The sequence below is a fragment of the Delftia sp. WSY_10 genome (genome assembly GCF_043104705.1).
Lineage (GTDB): Bacteria > Pseudomonadota > Gammaproteobacteria > Burkholderiales > Burkholderiaceae_C > Comamonas > Comamonas tsuruhatensis.
Genome location: NZ_JBICKY010000035.1, coordinates 333,204 through 346,112, shown reverse-complemented (window position 1 = coordinate 346,112; position 12,909 = coordinate 333,204). Strand labels below are relative to the sequence as shown.

At 68.1% G+C, this 12,909-nt stretch carries 11 protein-coding genes and 2 riboswitches; of the genes, 6 read left to right on the top strand and 5 right to left on the bottom strand.

Features of this window, described 5'->3' with window-relative positions:
- Positions 1 to 101: 101 nt before the first annotated feature.
- A complete protein-coding gene (gene gcvT, locus ACF8ML_RS17340; RefSeq protein ID WP_252651968.1) occupies positions 102 to 1,268 on the bottom strand; it encodes a glycine cleavage system aminomethyltransferase GcvT in 1,167 nt (388 codons plus the stop codon).
- Positions 1,269 to 1,293: 25 nt separating this feature from the next.
- Positions 1,294 to 1,412, bottom strand: a riboswitch (glycine riboswitch).
- A 15-nt stretch (positions 1,413 to 1,427) separates the two neighbouring features.
- Positions 1,428 to 1,539: riboswitch (glycine riboswitch) on the bottom strand.
- 169 nt (positions 1,540 to 1,708) lie between these two features.
- On the opposite strand from gcvT, the gene ACF8ML_RS17335 reads away from it, so the two are divergent.
- On the top strand, positions 1,709 to 3,313 hold the full coding sequence (locus ACF8ML_RS17335) for a fatty acid--CoA ligase (RefSeq protein ID WP_154836355.1): 1,605 nt from the start codon (positions 1,709 to 1,711) through the stop codon (positions 3,311 to 3,313).
- 15 nt (positions 3,314 to 3,328) lie between these two features.
- Here ACF8ML_RS17335 and ACF8ML_RS17330 read toward each other — a convergent pair whose 3' ends face one another.
- Positions 3,329 to 4,258 (bottom strand): LysR family transcriptional regulator, encoded by a 930-nt coding sequence (locus ACF8ML_RS17330; RefSeq protein ID WP_392407516.1) that lies wholly within the window; start codon positions 4,256 to 4,258, stop codon positions 3,329 to 3,331.
- 98 nt (positions 4,259 to 4,356) lie between these two features.
- Here ACF8ML_RS17330 and ACF8ML_RS17325 point away from each other — a divergent pair, with 98 nt between their 5' ends.
- The gene (locus ACF8ML_RS17325) at positions 4,357 to 4,848 is read left to right on the top strand and encodes a DMT family transporter (protein WP_082254744.1); all 492 of its coding nucleotides are present in this window, start codon (positions 4,357 to 4,359) and stop codon (positions 4,846 to 4,848) included.
- Positions 4,849 to 4,898: 50 nt separating this feature from the next.
- On the opposite strand, the gene ACF8ML_RS17320 is transcribed toward ACF8ML_RS17325, so the two are convergent.
- Positions 4,899 to 6,545: an ATP-binding protein gene (locus tag ACF8ML_RS17320; protein WP_392407515.1), complete on the bottom strand. Its 1,647-nt coding sequence runs from the start codon at positions 6,543 to 6,545 to the stop codon at positions 4,899 to 4,901.
- A 458-nt stretch (positions 6,546 to 7,003) separates the two neighbouring features.
- Between ACF8ML_RS17320 and ACF8ML_RS17315 the strand changes: the two genes are divergently transcribed.
- The 3 genes from ACF8ML_RS17315 to ACF8ML_RS17305 all read left to right on the top strand — a co-directional run bounded on the left by ACF8ML_RS17315 (position 7,004) and on the right by ACF8ML_RS17305 (position 8,674).
- Positions 7,004 to 7,459, top strand: a complete 456-nt coding sequence (locus tag ACF8ML_RS17315) for an Lrp/AsnC family transcriptional regulator (protein WP_016446324.1) — start codon at positions 7,004 to 7,006, stop codon at positions 7,457 to 7,459.
- Between the two features lie 5 nt (positions 7,460 to 7,464).
- Positions 7,465 to 8,232 (top strand): helix-turn-helix domain-containing protein, encoded by a 768-nt coding sequence (locus ACF8ML_RS17310; protein WP_392407513.1) that lies wholly within the window; start codon positions 7,465 to 7,467, stop codon positions 8,230 to 8,232.
- Between the two features lie 85 nt (positions 8,233 to 8,317).
- A complete protein-coding gene (locus ACF8ML_RS17305) occupies positions 8,318 to 8,674 on the top strand; it encodes a VOC family protein (protein WP_046985412.1) in 357 nt (118 codons plus the stop codon).
- A 50-nt stretch (positions 8,675 to 8,724) separates the two neighbouring features.
- Here ACF8ML_RS17305 and ACF8ML_RS17300 read toward each other — a convergent pair whose 3' ends face one another.
- Both ACF8ML_RS17300 and ACF8ML_RS17295 read right to left on the bottom strand, forming a co-directional pair.
- Positions 8,725 to 10,206: an amino acid permease gene (locus ACF8ML_RS17300; RefSeq protein ID WP_016446321.1), complete on the bottom strand. Its 1,482-nt coding sequence runs from the start codon at positions 10,204 to 10,206 to the stop codon at positions 8,725 to 8,727.
- 257 nt (positions 10,207 to 10,463) lie between these two features.
- Entirely contained in the window at positions 10,464 to 11,354 is an 891-nt protein-coding gene (locus ACF8ML_RS17295) for a LysR family transcriptional regulator (RefSeq protein WP_016446320.1), read from the bottom strand.
- Between the two features lie 91 nt (positions 11,355 to 11,445).
- Between ACF8ML_RS17295 and ACF8ML_RS17290 the strand changes: the two genes are divergently transcribed.
- Complete coding sequence (locus tag ACF8ML_RS17290; protein WP_392407512.1) at positions 11,446 to 12,909, top strand: MFS transporter; 1,464 nt, start codon at positions 11,446 to 11,448, stop codon at positions 12,907 to 12,909.

Genomic DNA, 12,909 nt, shown 5'->3' with positions numbered 1-12,909 from the left:
GAAAGGCGGTTTGAGAAAGGTCAGTGCGCACTGTAGCGGCATGCGATGGCAGGAAAAACGAATCCGCCGAACTCGATCCACGCCAAGCGCGCAGGCTGTCCTCAACCGCGGTGATAGCGGGGCGCCACGAAGGGCGTGGCCTGCACCTGCATGGGCACGGCCTTGCCGCGCACCATGGCCTGCAGCGTGGTGCCGACGGCGGCGCTGCCCGGCTCCACGTACGCCAGGGCCACGGGCTGGTTCAGCGTGGGCGACAGCAGGCCGCTGGTGACCTGGCCGACCTTGCGGCCGCCGGCATCCAGCAGCTCCGTGCCTTCGCGCACGGGCACGCGCTCCAGGGCCACCAGGCCCACGCGCTTGCGCGTGAGCAGCTCGGGCGACTGCAGCTGGGCCAGCACGGTGGCCGCGCCGGGAAATCCGCCTTCGCGCTCGCCACCTGCGCGGCGGACCTTCTGCACGGCCCAGTTCAGGGCGGCCTCGGCCGGGGTGGTGGTCGTGTCCAGATCGTTGCCGTACAGGCACAGGCCGGCTTCCAGGCGCAGCGAATTGCGCGCGCCCAGGCCCACGGGCCTGACTTCGGGCTGGGCCAGCAGGGCACGGGCAAAGGCCTCGGCGTGGCTGGCGGGCAAGGAGATCTCGAAGCCGTCCTCGCCGGTATAGCCGCTGCGCGTGATGTACAGCTCGGCCCCCTCCCAGTCGAAGTGGCCGCCTGTCATGAAAACCAGGCCGGCCGTGTCGGGCAGCAGGCGCTCCATGGCGGCTGCGGCCTGCGGGCCCTGCAGCGCCAGCAGGCCCCGGTCGAACTGGGGCTCGATTTCACAGCGCTGGCCGATGCGGGCCTGGATGTGCGCCAGGTCTTCATGCTTGCAGGCGCCGTTGACGATCAGGAACAGGTCGTCCTCGCGGCGCACGAACATCAGGTCGTCCAGAATGCCGCCCGCCTCATTGAGCAGCAGGCCGTAGCGCTGGCGGTGTTCGCCCAGTCCCAGCACGTCCATGGGCATCAGCGACTCCAGCGCGGCCCCGGCGTCGGCACCGCGCACGCTGATCTGGCCCATGTGCGAGACATCGAACAGGCCTGCCGCCTCGCGCGTGTGCAGATGCTCGGCCATCAGCCCCTGCGGGTATTGCACGGGCATGGAGTAGCCGGCAAACGGCACCATGCGCGCGCCCAGTTCCTGGTGCAGGTCGAACAGCGGGGTCTTGAGCAGATCGGTGGTGGAGGCAGCGGACAAGGAGGGCTCTCTTTCAGGCAAGGAACAAGGCATAACGCCATCCCGGTCCTCCGGGATGTGCTGCCCTGCTGTCCGCTTTACCTGAGAGATTCACCCGCACCTTCCATGCGTGGGGCTTGCTCCTTCGGTGGATGGGGCACACCGCCGTGCCCTGCATCTCTCTCCAGCTAGGAACGCCTGCGGCCGTGGCGGCAGGCGGTGCCAGTCCTTTTGCCTGAGCGTTCGGGGCGAACCCTGCGCCTTCGGCGGTGCCGCTGCCTGCGACCGTTGCGGCCGGGCGGGCACTCTCTCCTGACCGGCGCATTCTAGCTGCGGCCAGCGTCCGCGCGGCTTCGGGATTTCCGCGGGCCGACTGCAACTCCATGCGCTTGCCTGCATGGATGCATTTGCAAATTGCATAACTGTCTAAAAAATCTCCTACATTGAGGTGCATCGATATATGAAATCTCGTGAGCGAGAAGGAAGAAGCGCACATGCAGCAGACGCTGGGAGACACATTGGCCTGGCCGGCACGTTACCTGCCGAACAAGGAAGCCCTGGTCGCATGGGAGGGCGGCGAGCGCCGCGCCTGGACCTACGCCCAGCTCGATGCCGAAGTCAACCGCCACGCCCACGGCCTGGCAGAGCTGGGCATAGGCCATGGCGACGTGGTCGCCGCCTTCCTCTACAACACGCCGGCCTTTGTTTTCACCATGCTGGCGGCCGCGCGCCTGGGCGCCATCTTCAACCCCATCAACTACCGGCTGGCGGCGCAGGAGCTGGCCTTCATCCTCAAGGACGGCGCAGCACGCGCCCTGGTCTTCGAGCACGAGGGCGGCGAGGTGGCCGCACGCGCCCAGGCCCTGCTCAAGGCCGAAGGCGGCGGCACTGGCGCAGGCATCGAGCACTGGATCTTTGCCGACGATGCCCCGGCCGACCCGCTGCCGGTCTGGGCCACGCAGCGCCTGTCCGCCCTGGCCAGGGGCCGCAGCAGCGCGCCGCCCCAGGCCCATGTGCGCGAGAGCGACCCCTGCATCCTCATGTACACCAGCGGCACCACGGGCCGGCCCAAGGGCGTGCTGCATACGCACCGCAGCAAGCTGGCGCACAACGCCCTCATGCACCAGACCATGCAGTTCACGCGCGACGACGTGGGCCTGGCCATGGCGCCGCTCAACCACACGGCCGAGCTGCACACCAGCTTTCTGCCGCGCCTGCAGGCCGGCGCCACCCAGGTGCTGCTGCGCCGCTTCGACGTGGCCGAGGCCTGGCGCCTGATCCGCGAAGAGCGCGTGAGCTTCTTCTTCGCGGCGCCCACCATGATCACCATGCTGCTGGCCGAACCCATCGCCTCGCCTGAGCAGGCGCCCGCGCTGAGGCTGGTGGAGTACGGCGGCGCCTCCATGGCGCCGCACCTGATCCGCGAATGGACGCGCAAGGTCGGCAGCGACCTGGTCCAGGTCTACGGCACCACGGAAATGGGCCCCTGCATGTCCGTCCTGCTGCCGCGCGAGCAACTCTCGCACGCGGGCTCGGCCGGGCTGCCCTCCATGGGCCATGACCTCATCGTGGCCCGCTTGCGCGAAGACAACGCCCCCACCGACCCGGCCGAGGCCTGCCTGCCCGGCGAGGTGGGCGAAATCCTCGTGCGCGGCCCCTGCATGATGGCCGGCTACCTCAACCGCCCCGACGCCAACACCCGCGCCCTGGCGCACGGCTGGTACCACACGGGCGACCTGGGCCACATCGACGACGACGGCTATCTCTGGATCCGCGACCGCATCGACTACATGATCAATTCGGGTGCCGAGAACGTCTATCCGCGTGAGGTGGAAGACGCGCTGGTCGAACACGCCGACGTGCTCGAGGTCGCCGTCATCGGCGAGGCCGACGAGCGCTGGGGCCAGATCGTCGCCGCCCACGTGGTTGCCAAGCCGGGCGCCACACCCACGGCCGAGGCGCTGGACGCCTTCCTGGTCCACGGCGACCGCCTGGCTGCCTACAAGCGCCCGCGCCGCTACCACTTCCGCGAGGCCCTGCCCAAGACGGCCAGCGGGAAGATACAGAAGCAGTTGCTGAGGGTGGTGGTGGCAGCCTGAGGCTGCGGCCTGCACTTACTTCTGTGTTTGCCCCTGCGCAGTACAGCACTGCGCCATCGAGTTGCGCAGCCACCGATGCATGGCATCCCCCTGCTTGCGCACATGCCAGGCCTGCTGGTAGGCGAACTCGGGCAGCTCCAGCGGAGGAGTGAAGCGGCGCAGCGTTTTGTGGCGGCGCAGGTCACCGATGGCGCGGCTGCCCACGGTCAGCACGAGGTCGGTGCCTGCCAGCACCTCCAGCGCCGCGCTCCAGTGGGGCAGGGCCAGCACCACGCGGCGGCTCAGGCCTTGGGCGGCCAGCGCCCGTTCGATCTCCTCGCTGGCGTCGGGCCGCATGGCCAGCATGACGTGCGGGTGCTGCAGCCAGTCCTGCAGTGACAGCCCGCCGCGTGCCGGCAGCACGGCCTGGTCGGCCACGCTCACGAACTGTTCCTGGAACAGATCCTGCACCTCGATGCCCTCGGGCAGGTCGGGTCCGTCGGGGAAGGGGCCCAGGGCCAGGTCCAGTTCGCCATCGGCCAGCTGGGCCAGCATCACCTCGCGCGTGGACTGGCTGATGGCCAGGTCCAGCCCGGGTGCGTGCTGGCGCAGATGCCGCATCAGCGGCGGCAGCACGATGCGTGATGCGTAGTCCGACAGCGCCAGCCGCAGCCGTCCGCGTGCGTGGGCCGAGTCGAACTCCGCCTGTGCCAGCAAGCCGTTGAGGCTGCCCAGCGCATCCGCCAGCGGTTGCACCAGGCCTTGCGCGCGTGCCGTCAGCGCCATGCGGCCGCCGCGCCGCACCAGCAACGGGTCGCCCAGGTGCTCGCGCAGCTGCGCCAGCGAATGGCTCATGGCCGGCTGGCTCTTGTGCAGCCGCAGGGCCGCGCGCGTCACATGTTTTTCAGCCAGCAGGGCATGCAGGGCCAGCAGCAGGTTGAGGTCGATCCGGCGCAGTTCATCCATGCCATGAATATAGACCGTGCACACAAATGATTTCCATCAACGTGCTGGATGCGAGAGCATGCAGGCATCGATTGACAGAAGAAGAAAGGTCTTGCCGCATGACAGGTAAAAGCACATTCACCGCCCTTGCTCCCGTGGCCCTGGCGCTGCTGGCGGGGGCCATGCTGCCATTCCAGGCTGCCAGCAATGCCCTGGTGGGCCGTCTGCTGGGCCACCCGCTGTGGGGCACGCTGGTCTCGCTGGCCGTGAGCGTCATGGTCGTGGTGCCTGCACTGTGGGTGCTGCGCGCGCCCGCTCCGGCCATGGCCCAGGCGGCAGCGGGGCCATGGTGGCTATGGATAGGCGGCGTGCTGGGTGCCATCTATGTGGCCAGTGCGGCGGCCGTGACACCCAAGCTGGGCGCAGGCGGCTTCCTGGTTTGCGTGGTGGCGGGGCAGATCGTGGTCTCGGTGCTGGTGGACCACTTCGGCCTGATGGGCCTGGGCGCACGGCCGGTCAATGCGACGCGTCTGGCCGGCGTGGCCTTGATCCTGGGTGGCGTGCTGCTGGTGGTGCAGGGTGGGACGGCCCGTGCAGCGGCGGCGCCATGAGCGCCGCGAGCACGCCCTGCTTCACCGGCGAAGGCCCGGCCTTGCCCGCGTCAGGCGGGCATGCCCGGCGGCACGGCGGCCGGCCTTGCCGCTGGCGGACATTCCTGGCGGGCATCTGCCGTGCCGGGCAGGAGGCGGCCCAGCCGGATGACAAAGCAGGCCCCGCCTGCGGCAGCCGGCTGGAAGAACGCGTCGCCTGCGTGCAGCCTGGCGATGCGCCTGACCACGGACAGGCCCAGGCCATGCCCGTTGACGTGCCGGGTGGCGCTTGCGCGTTCATAGGGCTCAAAAACCTGTCTTGCCGCTTCGGGCGCAAGGCCCGGTCCCTGGTCGCTGACGGAAATCAGCAGGTCACCGGACGCATCGCAGCGGGCGGCCAGGGTGATGTTGCCCGCCTTGGCATATTTGATGGCGTTGCCGACAAGGTTGGAGATGGCGATGCGCACCAGGACAGGGTCGCATTGCCATTGCTGCGGGCCTTGTTCCAGATCCAGTTTCAGGCGATGCCGCCGGGACCAGCCGACGAGCTCTGCAGACTCCTCCAGGAGTTCATCCAATGGCGTCTGCTCCAGTTGCAGCCGGAACGCGCCCGCGTCCAGCCGGTCGCTGATCAGGCAGGTGTCCACCAGGGTCATCAGCCGGCGCGAAGCCCTGCGTATCTGGGACGCCTGCTCGATGAGGGAGTCCGCATCCGTCGTCGGGAACGTCTGCAGCTCGGTCGCGGCGCCGTCCACGATGGTGAGCGGGGTGCGGAACTCGTGGTTGATCATGTTGAAGAACTGGCGCTGCTCCAGCCGCATCTCCCGCTCGCTGTGCAAGGCGGTCTGCAGGGCCTGCTGGGCCGTTTGCAGCTGTGCGGTGCGCTGCAGGACCTTGGACTCCAGCTCGCGCTCGGCCGCCTGGGCGCGTGACAGGGCCTGCATCCGCTCACTGCGCAGGGCGCGCTCCGCCACCCGCGTGCGATTGGTCACCGCCATTCCCAGCAGGATGGCCTCGGAAACACGCCCGGCAAACCACAGCATCTGTGCCGATGGCAGCGCGACATCCGGCAGCAGGCCCTGGGTTCTCAGCAGGTTCAGGATGCCCAGGGCGGATGGCACGGCAAACGCCAGCGCGCCGGGCAGGTATTGCCACTGCCTTCGAACCACCAGCAGGTACAGCACGAAGACCGCACCGAACGATGTGGACACCAGGGCCGTGAACACCACGGCACGCGAGATCTGCGCATAGCCACCCAACAGTGCCATGCCCAGTGCGATGGCATTCAGCCAGGCCACCACGCTGAAGAGGTGCGCAGCCCAGATCCAATGGCGGCGGAACTCGAACAATTGGCTGAAAAACACCGTCGCCACCACACAGAAGCTGCAGTAGGCGATGGACAGCGCATGCTGGGGCTGGTCGGCGCCGGGCAGCCACAGGCCTTCGGGCCGGTAACGGAAGGCGGCGTAGGCAAAGCCGGCTGCCAGGAGCGCGGCGCAAAGAATGTAGAGCCTTTCCCTGAGCCAGCACCACAGGATCAGGCTCATCAGCGTGATGGCCAGGGCCGAGCCCATGTACGCGTAAAGCAGCATGGCGGCCGGCGCCATGCTCCTGCCGGGAAAGACCGCGATGCCCTGGGCTGCCTGGGGGTTGGGCAGCCAGCGGGTGAGCAGTGCCAGAAGCGCTGCGGCTGCCAGGGCTTGCGCCAGCCATCGCATTGCAGAATCCGTTGGCCAGTGCCTCCGGCGGCCTTCGGTGGGATTGTCTTGGGTGTGGATCAAGGGGCCGATTGGTTGATGTGGCGAGCGCCCATGCATGCCCGACGTCAGGGTCAGTGCATGGGCGTGCACGTTTGCGGGAGGCATTGTGCACCGGCCGCCGTTGCGGGAAAGCGCTGCCGGGTGTCTGCGGATGCCTGCCGGGTGCCCCAATGCAACAGGCCGCCCCACTGCGGATAAGCGGGGCGGCCTGTAACGGGTTCCTGAGGGGATCACGCATCCGGGCGCTGGCGGTAGTCGGCGGGGCTGGGTGAATGGTTTTGCTGCGCCGGTAAGCGTGCTCCCATGCAGACAAGTGTGCGCGTTTGGCCTCAGAAAATGCTGCTTTATTTCTTCAAAACAGGCGTTGCTACAGAAAATTATTCTGCGCCTGCCTGTTTTGCAGTAGATTGCCGGACATGGATACCCTCGACAGAAAGATTCTTTCCGCCCTGCAGGCCAACGCGCGCGCCAGCCTGCAGGAAATCGGCGCCGCCGTGGGCCTGAGCGCCTCGCCCTGCTGGGCGCGCATCAAGAAGCTGGAAGAGGCGGGGGTGATCGAGGGCTATACCGTGCGCCTGAACCCGCTGGCGCTGGGCCTGGGCGATACGGTGCTGGTGCAGGTCACGCTGGACAGCCATTCGGACAACACGCTGGAGAAATTCGGCGAGATGCTGGCGACCATTCCCGAGGTGGTGGAGGCGCACCTGGTCTCGGGCGAGTACGACTACCTGCTGCGCGTCGTCGTCAAGGACACGCGCGACTACGAGCGCCTGCTGCGCGAGAAGCTCTACAAGATCAAGGGCATACGCCACAGCCAGTCCAGCTTTGTGCTGCGCACGCTGAAGAAGGCGGACCTGCCGCTGGGGGTCTGAAGTCCATGCCTTCTGGCCAGGCGCCGCCGCCCGCTCCCTACCGCGAACACTCCCCGCCGCCCGCCCTGCAGCCGCACTTCCAGTGCCTGTGGAGCAGCACCGTGGCCCCGGACTATGGCGGCGGTTTTCTCGTGGTGCCCGATGGCTGCGTGGACATCGTCTGCAAGGGCGGGCGGCTGCTGGCCGTGGGGCCTGACAGGGTGGCTGCGCGGCCTGCGCTCGTGCCGGGGTCCGAGGTATGGGGGGCGCGCTTCGGCCCCGGTGCGGCCAGCGCCTGGCTGGGCCTGCCCATGGACGAGATCGTGGGGCAGGCGGTGGAACTGGGCGATCTGCTGGGGCCGCGCGCGCGGGAGTGGTTGCATCGCTTCAACGATGCGCAGCCGGGCGCAGGGCAGGCCGTGTTCATCCATGGACTGGTGCAAATGGGCCGCGACGCCCCGGAGCCCGACCGGCAGGCCATGGAGCTGTTCAATGTGGCGGCTGCAGCCGGGCGGGACGAATCCGGTGTGCTGGCCGCCATGCGCGCGCAGCTGGACATGTCCGAGCGCAGCCTGCGCCGCCTGTGCCACGCGCAGTTTGGCTACGGCCCCAAGACGTTGGAGCGCGTGCTGCGCTTTCAGCGCCTGCTGGCCCTGGCACGGTCTGACCGGCAGGCAGGTCTTGCGGCCCTGGCGGCGGAGGCCGGCTATGCGGACCAGGCGCATCTGTCGCGCGAAGTGAGGGCGCTGTGCGGCATCACGCCCCGCGCTGCCCTGCAGCAACTGCTGGATTGAGCGGCCCGGCTGGCCGTTTTGTTCAAGATGCCATGCCCCTGCGTGGCCGATGATGGCGGCCTACCGACATTCAATGGAGCATCTCATGGGCATCAGGGGCAACAACCACCAGATCGACAACATCGAATTCAACGTGGCCGACATCGCACGCAGCAAGGCGTTCTACGGCGCGGCCTTCGGCTGGACCTTCACCGACTACGGGCCGAGCTACACCGAGTTCAGCGATGGCCGGCTGACGGGCGGCTTCACCACGGGCGAGGAGGTGCGGCCCGGCGGCCCGCTGGTCATCCTCTACGCCGACGATCTGGCCGAGGCGCAGCGCCGCGTGGAAGCGGCCGGTGCCGTGATCAGCCGCGCGGTGTTCGCGTTCCCGGGGGGGCGCAGGTTCCACTTCACCGATCCGGATGGCTACGAGCTGGCCGTGTGGTCGGCCGATGCCTGAAAGACGACAGCCCGCATCTGCGGGCTGTTTTCATGGGGACTGGGAGGGCGTCAGTCGACGTTGGAGCCCAGCTGCATGTCCTTGTACTGCACGATGTGCGTGCCCTTGACCAGGCGGTAGCCGCCCCAGATCAGCAGGAACAACGGCAGGCCGATATAGGTGGCGACCACGCCGGTCCAGTCGATGCGGTCTGCCATGAAGGCCTCGTAGTTCTGGCCCAGCGTGATCACCATGCACAGCACGAAGGCGAAGATGGGGCCGAACGGGAACCACGATGCACGGTAGGGCAGCCGGTTCAGGTCCAGGCCCTGGGCCTCGTAGCCCTTGCGGAAGCGGTAGTGGCTGATGGCGATGCCCAGCCAGGCGATGAAGCCCGTCATGCCCGACAGATTCAGCAGCCAGATGTAGACCAGCTGGGGGCTGAAGATGTTGGTCAGAAAGCACAGAGCAGCCACGACCGTGGTGGCCAGCAGGGCCATCGTGGGCACGCCGCGCTTGTTGACGTACGAGAACATGCGCGGCGCCATGCGCTGGCAGGCCAGCGTGTAGAGCATGCGCGTGGAGGCGTACATGCCCGAGTTGCCGGCCGACAGCACCGAGGTCAGCACCACGGCGTTCATCACGGCGGCGGCCGACAGCAGGCCCGCGCGCTCGAAGACCAGGGTGAAGGGGCTGACGCTGATGTCGCCCAGGTCGTTCTTGAGCAGTTGCGGATCGGTGTAGGGGATCAGCAGGCTGATGACCAGGATGGCCAGGACGTAGAACAGCAAAATGCGCCAGAACACCTGGCGCACGGCGCGGGGCACGTTCTTGGCGGGGTTCTCGGATTCGCCAGCGGCAATGCCGATCAGCTCCGTGCCCTGGAAGGAAAAGCCCACGATCATGGCCACGCCGATCAGCGCCGAGAAACCGCCTGCAAAGGGCGCATCGCCCTGGCTCCACAGGGCAAAGTTGCCCCAGATGCCTTCAGGCGCGCCGCCCCGCACGATGCCCAGGATCATGAGCACGCCCACGCCGATGAAGAGGATGACGGTGGTCACCTTGATGGCGGCGAACCAGTACTCGGCCTCGCCGAAGCCTTTGACCGAGATGGCGTTGAGGCCGAACATGATGGCCAGGAACAGGGCGCTCCACAGCATGCCGTTGCCGTCGGGGAACCAGTAGGCCATGACCAGCTGGGCGGCCACCAGGTCCACGGCAATGGTGACGGCCCAGTTGTACCAGTAGTTCCAGCCCAGCGCGAAGCCGAAGCCTTCGTCCACGTAGCGCGCGCCGTAGGTGGCGAACGAGCCCGAGACGGGCAGGTTCGCGGCCATTTCGCCGAGGCTGGTCATGAGGAAGTAGACCATCAGGCCCACGATCATGTAGGCCAGCAGGGCGCCGCCGGGGCCGGCCTGCGAGATGGTGGCGCCCGAGGCAACGAAGAGGCCGGTACCGATGGAGCCGCCGATGGCGATCATGGACAGATGCCGCGCCTTGAGTTCGCGCCTGAGTGCGGTGGGAGCGGCGTTCTTGGAGTTGTCTGCTGCCATGGATGTGTCGATGGTTGGATCAGATCCCGCGTGGCCGCTGGCCGGCGCGGGGGCAGGAATGCAAAACAGGTGAAAACAAAAGAGCCGCGCTGTCGCGGCCCCATCAAGGTGCATGCACCACGAAAAGGCGTGATTGTCCGAGAACGCAGCCATCGTGGAAAGGCAGCAGTTTAATCTCCCTTCACCCGCATAAGCCGATCTGAATCAGCACCCACTGTGTGTGCGGCGCCACGCCAGCTCGGCTGGCCGCTGCCGCCTCACCACTGTGTCTGCGCCAGCAGCAGTTGTGCCAGTGCCTTGATGCGCGGCGAAGCCTGGCGCGTGCGCGGGTAGACCAGGGACAGCTCGCGGGCGCGGCCTTCGTGCTGGGGCAGCAGCCGCACCAGCCTGCCCGCCTGCAGGTGCTCGCGCACCGCGAACTCCATGACCTGGGCCACGCCCAGGCCGCCCAGCGAGCCTTCCACCAGCGGATCGCCGCTGTCGAAGGTCACGGTCTGCGGCGCCGGCCAGTCCAGCATCTCGCCGTTGCCCGCCAGGAACTGCCAGGGCACGCGCCGGCCCAGGTAGTGGTTGTAGACGGCCATGCAGCTGTGCTGTGCCAGCTCCTGCAGCGTCTGCGGCGTGCCGCGCGCCGCCAGGTAGGCGGGCGAGGCCACGGTCACCCAGCGCAGCGGCGGCAGGGCGCGGGCGATCATGCGGCTGTCTGCCAGCGGGCCGATGCGCACGGCCGCGTCAAAGCCTTCTTCCACCATGTCCACCATGCGGTCGGTGAAGCTGGTGTCGATCTGCAATTGCGGATGCTCGCGCAGCAACTGCCCCAGCAGCGGCACCAGCACGATGCGGCCCAGCATGGACGGCGCCGTCATGCGCAGCACGCCGCTGGGCGCGCAGCGCCGGTCGCTGACCAGCTGGCGCGCCTCCTCCAGCCCGGCGATCAGCGGGGCGCAGCGGTCCACCAGCGCGCAGCCGTCTGGCGTGAGCGACACGCTGCGCGTATTGCGGTGCAGCAGCCGCGTGCCCAGGTCTTTCTCCAGCTGCGCCACGGCGCGCGATATGCGGGACTGGCTGGTGCCCAGCAGGCTTGCCGCCTGGGTGAAGCTGCGGCTTTCGGCCACCTTGATGAGCAATTGAACGGCGTTGAGGTCCATGGCGATGGCAAGTTTGATTGATTCGATTTTGCATAAGAAAAATGAATATCTGATGTTTATCTTCGGAAATGCATTAATTAGGATCGCTCCCATGCTTGTGAACGACTCCCCCGCTGGCGCCCTGCGCCACCCGCGCGCCGCGCTGGCGCTGCTGTCCCTGTCCCAGTTGCTGATTGCGCTGGATGCCACCATCGTCTTCGTCGCGCTCGACGCCATGGGCCAGCAGCTGCAGATGGATGCGCACCACCTGCAATGGGTGGTCAGTGCCTACAGCGTGGCCTTTGGCGGCTGCCTGCTGCTGGGCGGGCGCTGTGCGGACCTGCTGGGCAAGCGGCGCATGTATGTGGCGGGGATGGCGCTGTTCGGCCTGGCCTCGCTGGTCGGCGGCTTCGCCTCCCAGCCCTGGCAACTGGTGCTGGGCCGCGCAGGGCAGGGCGTGGCAGGGGCGCTGCTGTTTCCGGCCACGCTGTCGCTGATCAATACCTTGTATGCGGCCGGGCCCGAGCGCAACCGCGCCCTGGCCGTGTGGAGCATGGCGTCGGCCGGCGGGCTGGCGGCCGGCGCGCTGCTGGGCGGCGTGCTCACGCAGACGCTGGGCTGGAACTGGGTGCTGTGGGTGCTGGTGCCCGTGGCCTGGCCGTGTGCCATGGCGGCGCTGCGCTTTCTGCCGCCCTCGGCCCGTACCGGGCGTGCCGCACCGGGCCAGGGCTTTGATCTGGCCGGTTGCCTGAGCGTGACCGTGGGCAGCAGCCTGCTGGTGACGGCCCTGGTGCAAGGCCCTGAATGGGGCTTTGCCAGCGCCGCCACGCTGGGGACGCTGGCCGTGGCCATGGCGGCGCTGGCCCTTTTCTGGCGCATCGAGGCCCGCATCGCCTCGCCGCTGATGCCGCTGTCCCTGCTGCGCGTGCCCAGCCTGCGCTCGGCCATGCTGCTGACCATGATCTTCATGAGCAGCTTTGGCGTGCAGTACTACTTTCTGGCGCTGTACTTCCAGCAGATCTACGGCTGGAGCCCGCTGCAGGCCGGCCTGGCCTTCCTGCTGCCCACGGCGGTCTGCACGCTGGGCATCCGCTGGGCCGAACACTGGCTGCACCGCTCCACGCCGCGCACCGTGCTCATGGGCGGCTGGGCCGCAGGCACCCTCGGCCTGGCGTACATGGCCTGGGCACTGCCGCTGGGCGGCAGCTATGTCTGGCTGGTGCCGGGCTTTGTGGTGCTCAGCCTGGGCCAGGGCGCCAGCTGGACCGCCATGTGGGTGGTCGCCGGCCAGGGCGTGGCGGCTGCGCAGCAGGGCGTGGCCTCGGGCATTGCGGCCACGGCCCAGCAGGTGGGCGCAGCAATGGGGCTGGCCTTGCTGGTGATGGTGGCCACGGCGCCGCTGGCCGGTATCACGGCGCCCGATGCGCTGCGCGAGGCCACGGCCCGGGGGCTGCAGCAGGCCGAATGGGGTGCCGCGCTGATCGCGCTGCTGGGGTGGGTGGTGTCGGCGGCCATGCGCCGCGCACCGGCAATCCAGTCCGTGCCGGGCGCGGAGCAGCCTGCCTGCTCGCCTTGA

Coding starts and splice junctions, on each gene's coding strand:
- ACF8ML_RS17315 (WP_016446324.1), top strand. CDS start 7,004: ATGGATACCCTCGACAGAAAGATTCTTTCCGCCCTGCAGGCCAACGCG.
- ACF8ML_RS17290 (WP_392407512.1), top strand. CDS start 11,446: ATGCTTGTGAACGACTCCCCCGCTGGCGCCCTGCGCCACCCGCGCGCC.
- ACF8ML_RS17295 (WP_016446320.1), bottom strand. CDS start 11,354: ATGGACCTCAACGCCGTTCAATTGCTCATCAAGGTGGCCGAAAGCCGC.
- gcvT (WP_252651968.1), bottom strand. CDS start 1,268: ATGCCTTGTTCCTTGCCTGAAAGAGAGCCCTCCTTGTCCGCTGCCTCC.
- ACF8ML_RS17305 (WP_046985412.1), top strand. CDS start 8,318: ATGGGCATCAGGGGCAACAACCACCAGATCGACAACATCGAATTCAAC.
- ACF8ML_RS17325 (WP_082254744.1), top strand. CDS start 4,357: ATGACAGGTAAAAGCACATTCACCGCCCTTGCTCCCGTGGCCCTGGCG.
- ACF8ML_RS17300 (WP_016446321.1), bottom strand. CDS start 10,206: ATGGCAGCAGACAACTCCAAGAACGCCGCTCCCACCGCACTCAGGCGC.
- ACF8ML_RS17320 (WP_392407515.1), bottom strand. CDS start 6,545: ATGCGATGGCTGGCGCAAGCCCTGGCAGCCGCAGCGCTTCTGGCACTG.
- ACF8ML_RS17330 (WP_392407516.1), bottom strand. CDS start 4,258: ATGGATGAACTGCGCCGGATCGACCTCAACCTGCTGCTGGCCCTGCAT.
- ACF8ML_RS17335 (WP_154836355.1), top strand. CDS start 1,709: ATGCAGCAGACGCTGGGAGACACATTGGCCTGGCCGGCACGTTACCTG.
- ACF8ML_RS17310 (WP_392407513.1), top strand. CDS start 7,465: ATGCCTTCTGGCCAGGCGCCGCCGCCCGCTCCCTACCGCGAACACTCC.